The organism is Micromonospora sp. CB01531, assembly GCF_001905095.1.
In the GTDB taxonomy this organism is placed as follows: domain Bacteria; phylum Actinomycetota; class Actinomycetes; order Mycobacteriales; family Micromonosporaceae; genus Micromonospora.
Map to the genome: position 1 here is coordinate 120,906 of NZ_LWLS01000058.1, position 17,017 is coordinate 137,922.

Sequence of the window (17,017 nt, forward strand, 5' to 3'; positions counted from 1 at the left end):
CCGCCGCTACCGGATGACGCTCAGGTCGCCGAGGACCGCGGCGGCCAGCGCCCGCTTGTCGACCTTGCCGACGGTGGTCAGCGGCAACGCCTCGACGATCTCGAGCCGGTCCGGCAGCTTGTAGTCGGCCAGTCCCCGATCCCACAGCAGCTTGCGCAGCTCCATCAGGCTGGGCGCCGGGTCTTCGGCGACGACGACCGCGCAGGTCTTCTCGCCCAGCCGCTGATCGGGGATTCCGACGACGGCCGCCGCCCGGACCCGGTCGTGGGCCAGCAGGTGCCCCTCGACCTCGTCGGCCATCACCTTCTCCCCGCCCCGGTTGATGACGTCCTTGATCCGGCCGGAGATGACCAGGCGACCCTCAGCGTCGATCCGCGCCAGGTCGCCCGTGCGTAGGAAGCCGTCGGGGGTGAAGACCGTTCGGTTGTGCTCGGGTACGGCGTAGTAGCCGCGCAGCGCGCACGGCCCGCGCACCAGCAGCTCGCCGACCTCGCCGGGCGGGACGGGGGCGCCATCGGCATCGACCACGAGAAGTTCGTCGTCGGCGCACATCGGGGTGCCCTGGGTGGTCGCCGCGGCCTCGTCGCCGTCGCCGGGGCGGGTGAAGCAGAGCATACCTTCGGCCATGCCGAACCAGTGGGTGAGCGTCGCGCCCAGGGCCGGGCGCACGGCGCGGGCGAGGTCGGGGTGCAGCACGGCCCCACCGACCTCGATGACCAGCTCGGACAGGTCGACGTCGAACAGGCCGGCGGTCTCCACCCACAGCGACAGCACGGCCGGCATGACGGTGGTGAGGGTGACCCCCTCCTGAGCCATGAGCGGGAACGCCTCGTCCGGGCTGGGGCTGGACGACAGTACCGCGCGGCCGCCCACCCGTAGCGCCCCGAGCACGCCCGGGCAGCCCAGGGCGGCGTTGTGCGCCACCGGCACCGCGGCGAGGTAGGCGTGCCGGTGGTCGAACGACATCGCCCCGGCGGTGGCGCGCAGCTGGAAGGCGTAGTCGTCGTGGGTGCGGGGGATCAGCTTGGGCAGCCCGGTCGTCCCGCCGGAGAGCAGGAAGAAGGCCACGTCCTGCGGGTCGGGCCGGGACAGTTCCCGGGCCGGTGCGCGCACGTCCGACCAGGCCAGGAACGGCCCGGGTTCCCCGACCACGAGCACGTGTCGCAGGGTGGGGCAGGCGGCGCGTACCTCCTGCGCCACCGCGCGGTGGTCCACACCGGGCACCCGGTCGGAGGTGACGAGGGCGACGGCCCCGACGTACTGCGCCAGGTAGGTCAGCTCGGCCCGCCGGTGGGCCGGCAGGGCCAGCACCGGCAGCGCGCCCGCGCGGAACAGCGCCACGCAGGTCACCACGAACTCGACGGTGTTGGGCAACTGGACGACCACGGCGTCGCCGGGTCGCACGCCCAGCTCGACCAGGCCCGCGGCCAGCTCGTCGGCGCGTGCGTCGAGTTCGCCGTAGGTGTGCCGACCATGTCGGGTGACGACGGCGGTGCGCCCGGGATCGCGGGCGTCGGCGTCCCAGTCGGCCCAGGGGCGGAGCAGGTCGCCGAGCACCTCGCCGCGCCAGTAACCGGCCTTGCGGTAGCGGTCGGCGAACTCCGCCGGCCAAGGGGTGAAGCCTTTACGAGCAGCCACGGAGCCTCCCGTACGCCGATCACCGGCTGGAGCCGGCCAGCTGGTATCCGTACGCACGGTATCGACGGTCCCGAAGACACACAAGAGCCTTCACAAAGACGATGCTCGTATTTCCCAGATACGAGTACTCCACTACGGTGGAACACGAGCACCGGGACCGAGAGGGGATGGCGGCGATGCGGGTACGGGTGGACTTCGACAGGTGCGACAGCAACGGCCTCTGCGAGCTCGCCGCGCCGGCGGTCTTCCAGGTGCGCGACGACGACTTCCTCCACGTGCTGCAGGAGAACCCGCCGCAGGAGCTGTGGAACGAGGTGACGCAGGCCGCCAACGCCTGTCCGAAGCTTGCCATCACGTTGGAGGACCGGTGACCGCGGAGGACCGCGAGCCGGTCGTCGTCGCGGCGGCCCGCACCCCCATCGGCAAGCGCGGCGGGGCGCTGGCCGGGCTGAAGGGCGTCGAGCTGCTCCGGCATGTGCTGCGTGCCGTCGTCAACGCCGCGGGCGTCGCGCCCGACGCCGTGGAGCAGGTGGTGGGCGGGTGTGTCACCCAGGCGGGCGAGCAGAGTTTGAACGTCACCCGCAACGCGTGGCTGAGCACCGGGTGGGATCCGGCGGTCGGCTGCACGACGGTGGACGTCTCGTGCGGCTCCGCCCAGCAGGCCAACCACCTCGTCGCCGCGCTGATCGGCAGCGGCGCGATCAGCGTGGGCATCGCCTGCGGGGTGGAGTCCATGAGCCGGGTCCCGATCGGCGTCAACCTCTACAACGGACCGGGCCACTACAAGACCGCCGACTACCCGTGGGACGACCCGCCGCGCGCGCAGTTCGGCGGCGCCGAGCGGATCGCCGCCCGGCAGGGCATCACCCGCGCCGACGCCGACGCGTACGGGGTGCTCTCCCAGGCGCGCGCCGCGGCGGCCTGGGCGACCGGGCGCTTCGACCGGGAGGTGGTCGGTCTCGACGTGCCGGCGCCGGGCGACGTCAGCTCCGCCGGGCGCCGCCGGGTCGACCGGGACGAGGGGCTGCGCGAGACCACGATGGAGGGCCTGGCCAAGCTCGCCCCGAACGTGCCCGATGGCGTGCACACCGCCGGCACCACCTCGCAGGTGTCGGACGGGGCGGCGGCGATCCTGTGGATGTCCCGCGCCCGGGCTCGGGCGCTGGGGCTGCGGCCCCGGGCGAGGCTGGTCGCCCAGGTGGTCACGGGAGCAGATCCGTACTACCTGCTCGACGGGCCGGTGGCGGCGACCGGCCGGGCGCTGGAGCGCGCCGGCATGACACTGGCCGACCTCGACCTGGTCGAGGTCAACGAGGCGTTCGCGGGCGTGGTGCTCAACTGGGCGCAGCAGCACCACACCGACCTGGAGCGGGTCAACGTCAACGGCGGGGCGATCGCGTTGGGCCATCCGCTCGGCTCCAGCGGCACCCGGCTGCTCGTCACCGCGCTGCACGAGCTGGAGCGCCGCGACTCGCAGACGGCGCTGGTCACGATGTGCTGCGGGGGATCGCTGGGCACCGCGACGATCCTGGCCCGGGTGTGACGTGCGGCGCGAGGAGTTCTACCGAGAGGCCCGCGACGACCGGGACGGCCCCCTGCACGGCCTGTCCGTTCTGGACGTGACCAAGGTCTGGTCCGGCCCGCTGGCCACGAGCCTGCTCGCCGACATGGGCGCGAACGTGCTCCGGGTCGAGCTGCCGCACGGCCGCGACGGCGAGGTGCCGCCGGAGATCCCCGGCACGGGCCTGTCCTGGTTCCGTGAGACGGTGAACCGGAACAAGCGCAGCGTGGGGCTGGACCTGCGCCAGCCCGCCGGCCGGGACGCGTTCCTGGAGTTGGTGCGCGACGCGGATCTCGTGGTGGAGAACTACAAGCCCGGCACGCTTCACGGCTGGGGCGTCGGCTACGCCGACTGCCGCCGCGTCCGGCCGGACATCGTGGTCGTCTCCATCACCGGCTGGGGACAGTACGGCCCGGACGTCGACCGGCCGGCATACGATCCGGTGGTGCAGGCCGCGAGCGGCTGGATGTCGCTCAACGGTGACCCGGCGGGCCGCCCGGTCCGGGCGCCGACGTTCCTCGCCGACGAGCTGGCCGGCCTGCACGCGGCCGTCGGCGCCCTGGCCGCCCTGGCGCACCGCGACCGCACCGGCGAGGGGCAGCACGTCGACGTGGCCATGCTCGACAGCCTGCTCGCCAGCAGCTGCGGCCTGTTGACGCTGGCCGCGGCCGGCGCGCCGCCAGCGCGATGGGGCAACCAGACCGACTTCGCGGTCCCGTCGAACGTCTACCGCTGTCTCGACGGCGACATCTACCTGTCCGTCGCCCTCGACAAGCACTGGCGGGCACTGGCGGAGACGATCGGCCGGCCGGAGCTGGCCCGCGCGCCGGGCTACGGGCGGGGCGCGCAGCGCCGGCAGAACCGGGGCGCGGTCGACGATCTCGTGGCCGCCTGGTGCCGGCCCCGCCCGGTCGGCGAGGTGATGGCGGCCTTCCGCGCCGCGGGCCTGGTGGCCGAACGGGTGCGCACGCTGGCCGAGGTCGCGGGCGATCCGCACGTGCGGGAGCGGGACATGCTCCAGCCGACGGTGCTGCACAACGGCGCCACCGCGCCGCTGACCGGCCCGGCGGTGAAGTTCTCCCGCACGCCGACCCGGATCCGCCGGGGCGCGCCGGCCGCCGGCGCGGACAGCCGCGACGTGCTGGGGGACACCGCCCCGCACCCCGACGGGTCATAGGCTTTTCGATGCTGTCTGCATAGTGTCTACGAGTGTCTTCCGTGTCTCCTGCTGCATCTATTGATGTCGAGCCGAAGATGCTTCAACATAGGAGCACGGGATACAAGTTCCCGTCGCCGATCGGGGGCACCCGGCGTGGGCGCGGCGGGCGAAGGAGGCGTGTGTGAGCGAGCAACCGCTGGCACTGGTGACCGGCGCCTCACGGGGTATCGGCCGCGCGGTGGCCGTCCGGCTCGCCGAGCAGGGCTACGGCCTCGCCTGCTGCTACAGCAAGCCGAGTGAGGCCGCCGAGAAGACCGAGGCGCAGGTCGCCGCGACCGGGGTGCCCAGCTACTTCGCCCCCTGCGACGTCGCCGACGACACGGCCGTGGACGCGTTCATCGCCGCGGCCGAGCGGCGGCTGGGCCCGATCAGCCGGCTGGTCAACAACGCCGGCATCACCCGGGACAGCCCGCTGGTGCTGGCCCGCCGCCCCGACTGGGAGGCGGTCATCGACACCAACCTCGGCGGCACCTGGAACTTCTGCCGCGCCATGGCCTTCCGGTTCATGAAGCGCCGCGCCGGGGCCATCGTCAACCTCTCCTCGATCGCCGGCATCCACGGCAACGCCGGCCAGACCGCGTACGCGGCCAGCAAGGCGGGCATCATCGGGCTGAGCCGGTCGCTGGCCAAGGAGCTCGCCCCCTACGGCGTCCGGGTCAACGTGGTCGCGCCCGGGTTCATCGAGACCGACATGACCGACGCGCTGGACGCCAAGGCCCGGGACCGGGCACTGGGCATGATCGGCCTGCGCCGGTTCGGCCGCCCCGAGGACGTCGCGGCGATGGTGGACTTCCTCCTCGCCGACCAGGCCGGCTACGTCACCGGCCAGGTGTTCCAGGTGGACGGGGGGATGACCCTGTGACCGCCACGACCGCGGCGCCGGCCTGGCGGCCCGCTGCCCCCGTCCCCTGCGCCGCCCCGTTGCCGGCCGTCGACCGGCTCCGCGTCGCTCCCCGCGCCGACGGATGGACGGTCACCGCCCGGGTCGCCGTCGACCCCCGCGACCCGAACCTGGCCGGGCACTTCCCCGGCCAGCCGATCTACCCAGGCGTGTTCGTGGTCGAGACCCTGTGCCAGGCGATGGCCCAGGCCGTGCCCGGCACCCCCCGGCTACGCGCGGTCACCTCGATCCGGTTTCTCGCGGCGCTGCTCGGCGGTGACGAGATGGAGCTCACCCTCGACGTGGATCCGGCGGCCCCCGCCGCGGGCGCCGCTTCCCCAACGGAGCCCGGCTGGACGGTACGCGGCACCGGCCGGCGGCACGACGGCACGGTCACCGCCCAGCTACGCGCCGTCTTCGACGCCGGAGCGGGCGCGTGAACGCCGCCGAGATCCGGGCCGCCCTGCCACAGCGCCACCCGCTGCTGCTGGTGGACCGGGTGACCAGTCTGGAGCCCGGCGTCGCCATCGAAACGGTCAAGGCGATCACCGCGACGGAGCCCTGCTACGCCCACCTCGGCGACGACGCCACCGTCGAGGACTACGCCTACCCGGCATCGCTGCTCATCGAATCGTTCGGGCAGAGCGCCGCGCTGCTGTGGCTGGACGGCTCCGCCCCGTCACACCGGCTCACCGACGACGCCCTGCTGCTCTTCGTGGGTGCCCGCGAGTACACCGTCGAGGGCCGGGCGTACCCAGGCGACGTCGTCCGCCACGTCGTACGCCTGGAACGCGTCGTCGCCGACACCGCCTTCGCCACAGGCGAGAGCTGGGCCGGCGAACGGCGCATCGCCACCGTCGGCTCGCTCATCGCCGCCCGCCGCCCCCGCGCCACGGTCGCCGAACCCGCACCCGGCCCCACCGGCACGGGCGCCGACCGCACCATCCCCGCTAACACCAGTGCCCAAGGAGGCCGACATGTCCGGTGACAATGAGCGGTACGAGCAGCTCCGGGAGATCATCGCCGAGGTGTTGGAGATCGAGACCGACGAGCTGACCGACACCGGGGACTTCGCCGAGGAATACCAGGCGGACTCGCTGCGCGCCATCGAGATCCTGGCCCGCATCGACAAGGAGTTCAAGGTGGAGATCCCGCAGTCGGAGCTTCCGGAGCTGCGCAACCTCAAGGCCACCTACGACGCCGTCGCGCGGCACGCCGGCTGGCAGGACTGAACGGTGCGGCGCGTGGTCGTGACGGGCCTCGGCCCGGTGTCGAGCATCGGAACGGGAGTGACCGCGTTCGGCGCGGCCCTGCGGGCGGGCCGGTCCGGCATCTCCCGGATCACCAGCTTCGACCCGTCCGGGTTCCCGCACCGCAACGGCGGTGAGGTCCGCGACTTCGACCCCGCCGCCTGGCTGCACCGGCTGCCGCCCGAACGGTGGGGCCGGTCCAGCCAGTTCGCGGCGGCCGCCGCACGCCTCGCGGCGGACGACGCCAAACTGGACCTGGACACGGTGGACCGTGGCCGGGCGCACGCCGTGATCGGCACCACCAGCGGGGAGTCCGTCGTCGTCGAGGCGTTCACCGCGCGGCTCGTCGAGGCGGGCTTCGACGCGGTGCCGGCGCAGCTGGTCGAGCAACTGCCCGCCGGCCGGCTGGCGCACGCGGTCAGTGAGGAGCTGGGCCTGCGCGGCGAATCGCTGACCCTCGCCACCGCCTGCTCCGCCAGCAACTACGCCATCGGGTACGCCTACGACCTGCTCGTCACCGGTGAGGCGGACGTGGTGTTCGCCGGCGGCGCCGACTCGGTCTGCCGCTGGGCGCACGCCGGGTTCTACCGGCTCGGCGCCCTCACCGAGAGCGCCTGCTCGCCGTTCGACCGGGACCGCTCCGGCATCCTCACCGGCGAGGGCGGCGCGGTGCTGGCGTTGGAGACGCGGGAGCACGCCGAGGCGCGGGGCGCGCACATCTATGCGGAGGTGCTCGGCTACGGCCTCAACTGCGACGCCAACCATCCGGTGGCCCCGGACCGGGACAGCATCGCTGAGTGCATCCGCATCGCCCACCGCAACGCCGGCATCACCCCGGACCAGGTCGACTACATCTGCGCCCACGGCACCGGCACCCCAGCCAACGACCTGGTCGAGGCGCAGGCCGTGCTGGCGGTGTTCGGGCCGAAACCGCCGCCCATGAGCTCGATCAAGTCGATGATCGGGCACACCATGGGTGCCGCCAGCGGGTTCGGCGCGATCGCCTCCGCCCTGGCGATCGACCAGGGCTTCCTGCCCCCCACGATCAACTGGTCGCACCCGGACCCGCAGCTGGCCGACATCGATCCCGTGCCGAACGTGGCCAGGCCGGCCACCGTCCGGCTCGTGCAGAACAACGGGTTCGCCTTCGGCGGGAACAACGCGATCGTGCTGCTCGGAGCCGCCCGATGACCCCACTGACCATCAACGGCCTCGCGGCGCTGAGCGCCGCCGGTGACCGGCCGGAGGCGCTCGCCCGACGGGTCGCCGCCCTCGCCGGGGAACGCCATCCGGGCGTTCCCATCGGCGGGATCGTCACCGAACCGCTGCCGCGCGCCGAGGGCCACGCCCTCACCGACTTCGACGTGCGGGCACGGCTCGGCCGGCGCGGCACGAGCTTCTACGACCGGGCCACCGCCCTGGCCGTGGTGGCCTGCGGCGACGCCCTCGCCGACAGCGGGCTGACGGTGGACGACACCAACCGGGCCCGCGTCGGCGTGGTGCTGGGCACGACCGTCGGCAGCCTGAAGTCCACCAGCGACTACACCCGCGAGACCCTTGTCCAGGACAAGCCGTACCTGGTCAACCCGATGCTGTTCCCCAACACCGTGATGAACTGCGCCGCCGGCCAGGCGGCCATCCGACACGGGCTCAAGGGGATCAACGCCACGGTCACCGGCGGGCCGCTGGCCTTCTTCAACGCCCTGCGATACGCCGGCAACGCTATCCGCCGCGGCTACGTCGACACCATGCTCGTCGGCGCGGTGGAGGAGTTCTCGGCGCACCGGGCCTGGGCATCCGCGCTGAGCCCGGCGGGCGGCGAGGTCGCCGCGGGCGAGGGCGCCGCCGTGTTCGTGATCGGCAGCGACGCCGGCTCCGCCGGGAACGCCGCGGTGTGCGCCGTGGCGACCGGGTACGGCCCCGACGGCACGGCGGAGCAGGCGCTCACCGACTGTGTCGCCCGTGCCCTGCACGTCGCGGGAGCTGCCCCGACCGACATCACTCTCCTGATTACCAGCGAGACCACCAGTTCCGGCCGCCGCCCGCAGCGCGCCGCCGCGTTGCGGGCGCTCGGCGGGCACCGGCCCGCCGACCTCGTCGTCAGCCGGGCGGCGGGGGACTGCGGGGCCGCCACCCCCGCCCTCGCCCTGGCCGTCGCGCTGGGCCTGTCCGGCCACGACGACCGGCCCCCGTCCGGCCTGGTCCTGCTCACGGCCCAGGGCACCGACGGCGGCGTCGGCGCCGCCCTGGTCCGGCGGTAGCCCGTGCCGGCGCTGATCGCGGCGAGCAGCCTGCGCACCTGTCTCGGCGACGGCGCGCGCACCTTCGCAGCGCTGCTGAACGGTCGTACGGGGGTGCGCGAGCTGCGACATCCGCTGGCCGGCCGGCTCAACGTGACGGCCGGCTACCAGATCGACGAGCCCGCCCCCGGAGCCGCGCTGCGGGCCGGCGCCTGGCTGCGGGAGTGCGTCGCCGAGGCGCTGGCGCGGGCAGCCGTCGACCCTCGGCGGGCCCGGGTGGTGGCGCTCGTCGGCACCGGGCTGCGGGAACTCGCCGCGGTCGAGGAGTTGGCGCTCACCGGCGCCGCCACGGCCCCGTCCCGCCTGCACTTCGGGCCCGCCGTCCGGGACGCCGCGCCCGGCCTGGCCGAAGTGGTGACCATCGCCAACGCGTGCAGCGCGGGCGGACACGCCCTCGCGCTCGCCCAGGACCTGATCGACGCCGGCGAGGCCGACGCGGTCGTCGTCGGCGCCGCCGACACGATGACCGCCTCCATGCTCGCGATGATCGGCAAGGTCGCCCCGACGCCCACCGCCCAGGTCCGCCCGTTCGACCGCGACCGCACCGGCGTGCTGCTCGGAGAGGGCGCCGCCGCGCTCGTCGTGGTCCCCGAGGACTGGACCGGGCCGGCCGTCGGCCGGCTGCTCGCCACCGGGCTGTCTTGCGACGCCGTGCACGAGACAGCCCCCGATCTGGACGGCATCTGCCGGGCGATGCGCGACGCCTGGGCGCGGAGCCGCCGCGGCCCGGAAGAGGTGGACCTGGTGGTGGCCCACGGCACCGGCACGGCCCTGAACGACCCCACGGAGTGCGCCGCGTTGCTGCGGTGCCTGCCCCGGCCCGGAGCGCCCCTGATCACCGCCGTCAAGGGGGCCGTCGGCCACCTGTCGGGCGCCGCCGCCCTGGCCAACCTCGACGTGGCACTGCGGTGCCTGGCGAGCGGCATGGTGCCGCCGGTCGTCGGGCTGGTGCACCCCCTGCCCGAGGGCGACGGGCTCACCTTCGTCCGGGACGTCCGCGCCCGCCGCGGCGTCACCCTGGCCCAGGTCAACGCCTTCGGCTTCGGCGGCGTGAACGCGGTGACCCTGGTGGAGGCGCCGTGACCGGCACGCAGACCCCGCCGGCCGCCGGTGCGGCGCCGGCCTCGCTCGCCGTCGGCGCCGCACCGGGATCCACCCCGGCCACCGCCGTCGCAATCACCTCCTGGAGCATCCACCTGCCCGCGCCGCCGACGTCCACGACTACGCCGTGCTCTGCGGCGCCGACCTCACCCGGCGGGCGCGCCGGCGCGACCTCGGCACCCGGCTTCGGCACGGCCGTCGCCGGCCTGCCGCCGGTGGACCCCGCCTGCCCGTCCGACCGCGCGCACACCCTGCTCGGCCGCAAGGGGTTGCTGTACAAGGAGCCGGCCACCCGGCTCGCGCTGTGCGCCGTGCACCGCGCCCTGGGCCTGCCCGACGGCGTCCGCCCCGACGCCACCCTCGATGCCCGCACCGCTGTCGTGGCCGCCAGCAACCTCGGCAACGTCGGCACGGTCATCGACGTGACCCGCGCCGTCGCCCGCGAGGGCAGCCGGGGGGTCAGCCCGATGGCGGCGCCCAACGCCTCCAGCAACGTCATCGCCAGCAGTGTCGCGCTGTGGTTCCGGCTCGGCGGGCCGAACCTGATGGTCTGCTCCGGCGAGACCGCCGGCCTGGACGCGCTCGCCCTGGGCACCCTGCTCCTCCGTGCCGGCCGGGCCGACCGGGTGCTGGTCGTCGGCGCGGAACCCGACGACGAGACCGCCGTCGCGGTACGCCGGGGCCCCGCCGCCACGCCGCCGCTGCGCGCCGGGGCCGCCTGCGTGGTCCTCGAACCCGCCGCGCGGGCCGCCGCCCCGCTGGCCACCCTGACGGTCGGGCCGGCCGTCCGCCGCCGCGCGGACGTACCCCCGTGGCCGGCCGGGCCCCGGGTCGTGGTCGGCCCCGGCCACCTCGACCCCGCGGCCGCCTGGGGCGACTGCTACGGCGCGCAGGGAGTGCTCCAGACGGCGCTGGCCGCGCGGCTCGTCGCCGAGGGCGCGGACGGCGTCGCGGTGCTCTGCGGCGGCGACGACGACGGCTGGCGTACCGCCCTGCTCACCCCGGCCACCCCAACCGGGAGGCAGCCGTGACGACGCCGGCCGTACGGGAGCTGCGCCAGCCCACGCCGGGCGGCCCGCTCGTGGCCTTCGTCCACGGGCTGGAGGACTCCTGGGAGAGCTGGCTGCCGTTGAGCCACGCGCTGCCGCCCGCGTGGTCCCCGGTCGCCCTCGACCTGCCGTGGCGGCCCGGCAACGACTACCAGTGGCGGCGCCGCCCCTCCGCCCAGTGGCTGGGCGACGGCCTCGACCGGCTGGGCCAGCGCCCGGACCTCCTCGTGGCCCATTCCTTCGGCGCCAACGCCCTGCTCGAACTGCTCTGCGTCCGCGACCAGCGGGTGCCCGACACCGTCATGCTGATCTGCCCGCTGTACCGGCCGCCGGACGTCGCCGTGACCTGGCAGGTGTTCGAACGCGCCCGGCGGGCCTTCGAACGGCACATCCACGACTCGCTGCGCAGCCGACTCGGCAAGCGGCTGCGAGCCATGGAGGCCGAGGTGGTGGACCTGATGATCGCCAAGGCAGTCGACCGGGTCGGCCCCGCCGGCTTCCTGACCGTGTTCGACCAGTTCTGCGCCAGCGCGTCACTGCGGCTGGACCGGGTGACGGCCCGGGTGCTGGTGCTCGCCGGCGGGTCAGACCCGACCCTGTCCCCGGAGGCCGCGCGGACCCTCGCCGACGGCATGCCGCACGCGTCGCTGTCGGTCGGCGACGGCTACGACCACTTCTGCTACGCCCGCCAGCCCGAGGATGTCGCGTCCCGCCTGCGGGCCTTCGTCGACGCGATCCCCGTCGTCACCGGTCATCCCAAAGGAGCAGCCACGTGACAACCCTCGCCCCGCACCCGCCCACCCCGAGCGTCCTGTCCGGCCGGCCGCGCTACGAAGGCGCCAACATCCGCACCTGGATCGGTTTCAAACACTTCATGTACCTGGTCGAGGAGGCGGTCCTGCAGTGGCTGCTCGACCAGGGCCACGGCGCCCGCGCGCTCTTCCACGAGCACGGCCTCGGCACCGAGATCATCGACTGCTCGGTGCAACTGCCCGCCGTGCTAGAGGTGGACGACGAGGTCCGCGCGGAGGTGGTCGCCGGCACCGGGAACCGGCTGCGGATGCAGCTGTCGGTGAGCCGTGACGGGCAGGACGTCGTGGTGCTGCGGGGACACGTCACGGTCGCCCTGGTGCCCGAGACCGACGCGCCGGTGCACCGGCCCGCCCCGGCCGCCATCGCGACATGGGAGGCCCCGGGACTCGGCGCGGCGACCGGCCTGCGCGCGGAGCTCCCACTGCCGGCCGGTGCCGACCCCGCCTCCGTGTTGACCCCGGCCGGCTCGGCGGCCTTCCTGTGGTCCTGGCGGGCGCCGTACTTCTACTGTCACTTCTCCGACCGGGTACAGCACTCCGGCTTCGTGCGCGCCCTGGAGGAGGTCGTCGACCGGTTCCTCGCCGACCGGGGCATCTCGGTGGGGCGCATGCTGCGGGAACGCGCGTGGATCCCGGTGGTGTCGCGGGCCCGGGTACGCCTGGCCGAGCCGGCCCACATGGAGGAGACGGTGCACACCGTCTTCCAGGTCGACGACGTGCTGCGGTCGATGATGTTCAGCGGCCGGATGGACTGCTACGTCCAGCGCGACGACCGGCTGGTGCTGGTCGCCACGGCGAGCATCCTGCACGGGTATGCGATCAGCCGGGGACCGAACGCCGGTCAGCTCGCCCGGCTCGACCCCGAGGTCTGCGCGATCCTCACCGGGGGGCATCCGTGACCCGCGCGCCCGCCCGCCCCCGGCTCTTCTTTTCCTTCCGCAGCCCGTACAGCTGGCTCACCATCCGTCGGCTGCGCGCAGCGGTGCCCCAGGCCTTCACAGAGCTGGACTTGTTCCCGTACTGGGACCCCGACGCGCGCACCGGTGCCGCCCTCGACGAGCGCGGCGCGGAGTTCCACTACGTGCAGATGAGCCGGGCCAAGCACCTCTATCTGCTGATGGACACGAAACGGCTGGTGCAGCGCGAAGGTGTGCCGATGGCGTGGCCGATCGACGTCGACCCGCACTGGGAGGTGCCGCACCTGGGCTGGCTGGCGGCCCGCCGCGCGGGCCGCGCGGAGCCGTTCTACGACGAGGTGGTCGCCGCCCGATGGGAACGCGGCGAGAACATCTGCGAGCCGAAGGTAGTGGCCGGGTGCGCCGAGCGCAGCGGCCTGGACCCGGAGCTCGTCACGGGCGCGGTCGACGACCCACAGCTGCGGGCGGAGGGCGTGGCCTGCCTCGAACGCGCCTACCTCGACGACGTCTTCGGGATCCCGTACCTGAAGTGGGGGCGCCACCGGTTCTGGGGACTGGACCGCCTCGACGGGTTCCTGCGGCTGTGGCGGCCCGACGCGCCCCCCTCTCCCGTTCCCGCCGACGCCGAAACGGACGACGCGGGGCTTCCTGACCGGGCGGAGGCCATCGTGACCTCCGGCGGCTACGACACCGACACGACGGGCGGGTGTGGATGATGTTCCCCCTCGACACACAGGCCATCCGGCAGCAGCGCATGCAACGGCTGGCCGCGACGCTGCGGTTGTTCGCCGAACTCGGCTACGACGAGGGTGCCGGCGGGCACATCACCGCCCGCGACCCCGAGCGGCCCGACTGCTTCTGGATCAATCCGTTCGGCATGTACTTCGGCCACGTCAAAGTCAACGACCTGCTGCTCGTCGACAGCGACGGGCAGGTGCTCGCCGGCAAGGGGCGGATCAACCCCGCCGGGTTCGTCATCCACTCGGCGGTGCACGCCGCGCGGCCCGACGTCATCTGCGCCGTGCACACCCACTCGGTGTACGGCCGGGCGTTCGCCGCCCTGGGCCGCCTGCTCGACCCGATCACGCAGGACGCCTGCGCGTTCTACGGCGACCACGCCCTCTTCGACGACTACAGCGGGGTGGTGCTCGACGAGCGCGAGGGCAAGCGCCTCGCCGACGCGCTGGGCTCGGCCAAGGCCGCGATCCTGCGCAACCACGGCCTGCTGACCGTGGGCGGGACCGTGGAGGAGGCTGCCTGGTGGTTCGTCGCCATGGAACGGTCCTGTCAGGTGCAGCTCACCGCCGAGGCCGCCGGCAAGCCGGTGCTCATCGACCACGAGGAGGCCGAGCGGACCCGCGAGGTGATCGGCTCGCCCGGCATCGGCCGGTACAACTTCAAGCCGCTGTACGAGGGTGTCCTGCGCCGCCACCCGGACCTGCTGGACTGAGGATGCCGCGCGTGGAGCTACCGCCCGCCCTGCTCGCCGCCCGCGTCGCCGCCGCCCCCGACGCGCCGGCGCTCGCCGACGAGGCAGGCGCCCTCAGCTGGGACGGGCTGGCGCGCCGGGTCAACCGGTGGACGGGCCTGCTCGCCGGGGCAGGGGTCGCCGCCGGCGACGCGGTCGCGCTGATGCTCGGCAACCGCCGGGAGGCCGTGGAGGCGCTGCTGGCCTGCCTGCACGCGGGCGTTACCGCGGTGCCGGTGAACTGGCACCTCACCCCGCCGGAGGTGACGTACCTGCTGGAGGACTCCGGCGCCCGGCTGCTCCTGGTCGACCCGCCCCGGGCAGAGGTGGGCGCCAAGGCGGCGGCCGAGGCGGGCACCGTGCGAGCGCTGGTCACCGGCGACCGCGGCGCGTACGGCCTTGCCGCGGCGGAGCCGGCGCTCGCGGCTCTCGACCCGCACGCCCCACCGATGGCGCAGCAGTGCGGGCAGCTGATGATCTACACCTCGGGCACCACCGGACGGCCCAAGGGCGTGCTGAACGGGCTGTTCGTCACCGGGGCGCCGTTCGAGCGGGTCACCCGCCTGCTGCACTACGCCACCGGCACGCTCGGCGTGCCCACCGACGGCCGGGTCCTGCTGGTCGGGCCCTGGTACCACTCCGCCCAGCTGTTCTTCGCGCTGCTGCCTCTGCTCAACGGGGCCGCACTGGTGCTGCGGGAACGGTTCGACCCCGTCGCGACGCTGGCCACCATCGACGCCGAGCGGATCACCGAGTGTCATCTCGTGCCGACCCAGTTCGTGCGGATGCTGCGCCTCGACGAGGCCAGCCGGGCCGGCTTCTCGGGGGCCAGCATGCGCCGGATCTGGCACGGCGGGGGCGCCTGCCCGCCTGACGTCAAGCGCCGCATGATCGACTGGTGGGGCCCGGTGCTGGTCGAGTATTACGCGGCCACCGAGGGGGGAGTGGTCACCCTCATCGACTCGGCCGACTGGCTCGCCCACCCCGGCAGCGTCGGGCGGGCCGTGCCGCCGAACCAGATCCTCGTCGTCGACGACGACGGCCGCGAGCTCGGCCCGCACCAGCGGGGCCGGATTTTCATCCGTCGGCCCGGCCGCGGCTTCCGCTACCACAACGCTGCGGAGAAGACGCGCGCCGCGCACCTCGCGCCGGGGGTGTTCACGTACGGCGAGGTGGGGCACCTCGACGACGACGGCTACCTGTACCTCACCGGCCGCGCCCAGAACATGATCGTTTCGGGGGGCGTGAACATCTACCCGGCCGAGGTCGAGCAGGTACTGCTGCGGCACCCGCAGGTTCACGACGCCGTCGTGCTCGGCGTCGCCGACGACGAGTACGGCGAGCGGGTGGCCGCCGTCGTCGAGTGGAAGCCGGGCGGGGGGCAACGGTCCTGGTCGGCGCTCGACGCCCACTGTCGGCGCCACCTGGCCGGGTTCAAGGTGCCCCGCTGCTGGCGGTCGGTCGACGCCGTCCCGCGCGAGCCGACCGGCAAGGTCCGCCTCGACCAGTTGCGCACGCTCTGCGGGGACGACCGATGGGAGCTCTGAAGGACATGCCAGCCACGCAGTCGGCCCCGCCGGCCCCGGTCGACATCGCCCACCCCGCGACCTACGCCGGCGGGGTGCCGCACGAGGAGTTCGACCGGCGCCGCCGCGAGGAGCCGGTCGGGTGGGTGCCGGAGCCGGCGCTGTGGCGGCACAGCTCGGCCGGCCGCATCCAGCAGCGGGGTGCCGGGTTCTGGGCGGCGACGACCCACGAGGCGGTCGTGGAGGTGTCCCGGCAGCCCGAGGTGTTCTCCTCCGCGCTGCGCGGGGCGTTCCTGCACGACCCGCGCACCCCGGCGGACCTGGAATTCATGCGCCAGCTGCTGGTGAACATGGACGCCCCGCAGCACGTGCGGATCCGCCGCCTGGTGACCTCGGTGTTCACCCCGCGCGCCGTGCGCTCGCTCGCCGACACCGTCACCCGGCACGCCCGGGACCTCATCGAGGCCGTGCGCCGGCGGGACACGTTCGACGCGGTCACCGACCTGGCGGCGGAACTGCCCCTGCTCGTGCTCGCCGACCTGCTGGGCATGCCTCGCGGCGACCGGCATCTGCTGTACCGCTGGAGTAACAACCTGGTCGGCTTCGACGACCCGGAGTACGGCGGCGGCGACGTCGAGGTCTACCGGCAGACGTTCGCGGAGGCGTTCCAGTACGCGCTGGCCGTAGCCGTACGGCGACGGGCCGCGCCCCGCGACGACCTGATCAGCCTGCTCGCCACCGCCGAGGTCGACGGGCGGCGGCTGACCGACCGGGAGTTCTGCCAGTTCTGGCTGCTGCTGGTGGTCGCCGGCAACGAGACGACCCGCCACCTGATCTCCGGCGCCCTGCACCTGCTGCTGCACGACCAGGCGCTACGCCGGCGCTGGCTCGGCGCGCCGCTGTCCACCGCCACCGCCGTCGACGAGTTCCTCCGGGTGGTGACCCCGATCATGCAGTTCCGCCGGACCGCCACCCGGGACGCCACCCTGGCCGGCACAAAGATCGCCGAGGGCGACAAGGTCGTCATGTTCTACGTCTCCGCCAACCGCGACGCCGCGGTCTTCGCCGACCCCCATCAGGTGGACCTGGAGCGGGCCCCCAACCCGCACCTCAGCTTCGGCATGGGCCCGCACTTCTGCCTGGGCGCCCACCTGGCGCGGATGGAGATGGCCGCGCTGCTCGACGCCGTCGTCCCGCACCTTCCCCGACTTGCCACCACGGGCCCGGTCGTCCGACTGGAGTCCAACTTTGTCAACGGCATCAAGTCGATGCCTGTGGGCTGGACCTGAGATCCAG

18 protein-coding genes are annotated in these 17,017 nt (G+C 74.0%); 17 read left to right on the forward strand and 1 reads right to left on the reverse strand.

Features of this window, described 5'->3' with window-relative positions; genetic code table 11:
• Positions 1 to 6: 6 nt before the first annotated feature.
• Positions 7 to 1,638, reverse strand: coding sequence for a (2,3-dihydroxybenzoyl)adenylate synthase (locus A6A27_RS10295; protein ID WP_073834323.1), 1,632 nt, complete (start codon positions 1,636 to 1,638; stop codon positions 7 to 9).
• A 137-nt stretch (positions 1,639 to 1,775) separates the two neighbouring features.
• Here A6A27_RS10295 and A6A27_RS10300 point away from each other — a divergent pair, with 137 nt between their 5' ends.
• The 17 genes from A6A27_RS10300 (at position 1,776) to A6A27_RS10380 (ending at position 17,010) form a co-directional block, all read left to right on the forward strand.
• On the forward strand, positions 1,776 to 2,009 hold the full coding sequence (locus A6A27_RS10300) for a ferredoxin (protein WP_241825212.1): 234 nt from the start codon (positions 1,776 to 1,778) through the stop codon (positions 2,007 to 2,009).
• Complete coding sequence (locus tag A6A27_RS10305; RefSeq protein ID WP_073834324.1) at positions 2,006 to 3,181, forward strand: steroid 3-ketoacyl-CoA thiolase; 1,176 nt, start codon at positions 2,006 to 2,008, stop codon at positions 3,179 to 3,181. The genes A6A27_RS10300 and A6A27_RS10305 overlap by 4 nt, the downstream gene beginning before the upstream one ends.
• Before the next feature lies 1 nt (position 3,182).
• On the forward strand, positions 3,183 to 4,376 hold the full coding sequence (locus tag A6A27_RS10310) for a CaiB/BaiF CoA transferase family protein (protein WP_073834325.1): 1,194 nt from the start codon (positions 3,183 to 3,185) through the stop codon (positions 4,374 to 4,376).
• A 163-nt stretch (positions 4,377 to 4,539) separates the two neighbouring features.
• Positions 4,540 to 5,280: a 3-oxoacyl-ACP reductase FabG gene (gene fabG / locus A6A27_RS10315; protein ID WP_073834326.1), complete on the forward strand. Its 741-nt coding sequence runs from the start codon at positions 4,540 to 4,542 to the stop codon at positions 5,278 to 5,280.
• Positions 5,277 to 5,738, forward strand: a complete 462-nt coding sequence (locus tag A6A27_RS10320) for a hypothetical protein (protein WP_073834327.1) — start codon at positions 5,277 to 5,279, stop codon at positions 5,736 to 5,738. Before fabG ends, A6A27_RS10320 begins: the two co-directional genes overlap by 4 nt.
• The gene (locus tag A6A27_RS10325) at positions 5,735 to 6,286 is read left to right on the forward strand and encodes a 3-hydroxyacyl-ACP dehydratase FabZ family protein (RefSeq protein ID WP_073834328.1); all 552 of its coding nucleotides are present in this window, start codon (positions 5,735 to 5,737) and stop codon (positions 6,284 to 6,286) included. Before A6A27_RS10320 ends, A6A27_RS10325 begins: the two co-directional genes overlap by 4 nt.
• A complete protein-coding gene (locus A6A27_RS10330) occupies positions 6,276 to 6,530 on the forward strand; it encodes an acyl carrier protein (RefSeq protein WP_073834329.1) in 255 nt (84 codons plus the stop codon). The genes A6A27_RS10325 and A6A27_RS10330 overlap by 11 nt, the downstream gene beginning before the upstream one ends.
• 3 nt (positions 6,531 to 6,533) lie before the next feature.
• Complete coding sequence (locus tag A6A27_RS10335; RefSeq protein WP_073834330.1) at positions 6,534 to 7,739, forward strand: beta-ketoacyl-[acyl-carrier-protein] synthase family protein; 1,206 nt, start codon at positions 6,534 to 6,536, stop codon at positions 7,737 to 7,739.
• On the forward strand, positions 7,736 to 8,809 hold the full coding sequence (locus tag A6A27_RS10340; RefSeq protein WP_073834331.1) for a beta-ketoacyl synthase N-terminal-like domain-containing protein: 1,074 nt from the start codon (positions 7,736 to 7,738) through the stop codon (positions 8,807 to 8,809). Before A6A27_RS10335 ends, A6A27_RS10340 begins: the two co-directional genes overlap by 4 nt.
• A 3-nt stretch (positions 8,810 to 8,812) precedes the next feature.
• Entirely contained in the window at positions 8,813 to 9,931 is a 1,119-nt protein-coding gene (locus A6A27_RS10345) for a beta-ketoacyl synthase N-terminal-like domain-containing protein (RefSeq protein WP_073834332.1), read from the forward strand.
• A complete protein-coding gene (locus A6A27_RS10350; protein WP_073834333.1) occupies positions 9,928 to 10,980 on the forward strand; it encodes a beta-ketoacyl synthase N-terminal-like domain-containing protein in 1,053 nt (350 codons plus the stop codon). Before A6A27_RS10345 ends, A6A27_RS10350 begins: the two co-directional genes overlap by 4 nt.
• Positions 10,977 to 11,774: an alpha/beta fold hydrolase gene (locus A6A27_RS10355; RefSeq protein WP_073834334.1), complete on the forward strand. Its 798-nt coding sequence runs from the start codon at positions 10,977 to 10,979 to the stop codon at positions 11,772 to 11,774. Before A6A27_RS10350 ends, A6A27_RS10355 begins: the two co-directional genes overlap by 4 nt.
• Positions 11,771 to 12,709 (forward strand): thioesterase family protein, encoded by a 939-nt coding sequence (locus A6A27_RS10360; RefSeq protein ID WP_073834335.1) that lies wholly within the window; start codon positions 11,771 to 11,773, stop codon positions 12,707 to 12,709. Before A6A27_RS10355 ends, A6A27_RS10360 begins: the two co-directional genes overlap by 4 nt.
• A complete protein-coding gene (locus A6A27_RS10365) occupies positions 12,706 to 13,443 on the forward strand; it encodes a 2-hydroxychromene-2-carboxylate isomerase (RefSeq protein WP_073834336.1) in 738 nt (245 codons plus the stop codon). The genes A6A27_RS10360 and A6A27_RS10365 overlap by 4 nt, the downstream gene beginning before the upstream one ends.
• Positions 13,443 to 14,177 carry a class II aldolase/adducin family protein gene (locus A6A27_RS10370; protein ID WP_073834337.1) on the forward strand — a complete coding sequence of 245 codons (735 nt, stop codon included), beginning with the start codon at positions 13,443 to 13,445 and terminating at the stop codon, positions 14,175 to 14,177. The genes A6A27_RS10365 and A6A27_RS10370 overlap by 1 nt, the downstream gene beginning before the upstream one ends.
• A 2-nt stretch (positions 14,178 to 14,179) precedes the next feature.
• Positions 14,180 to 15,742 carry an AMP-binding protein gene (locus tag A6A27_RS10375; protein WP_083672534.1) on the forward strand — a complete coding sequence of 521 codons (1,563 nt, stop codon included), beginning with the start codon at positions 14,180 to 14,182 and terminating at the stop codon, positions 15,740 to 15,742.
• Complete coding sequence (locus A6A27_RS10380; RefSeq protein ID WP_241825214.1) at positions 15,730 to 17,010, forward strand: cytochrome P450; 1,281 nt, start codon at positions 15,730 to 15,732, stop codon at positions 17,008 to 17,010. The genes A6A27_RS10375 and A6A27_RS10380 overlap by 13 nt, the downstream gene beginning before the upstream one ends.
• Positions 17,011 to 17,017 lie beyond the last annotated feature (7 nt).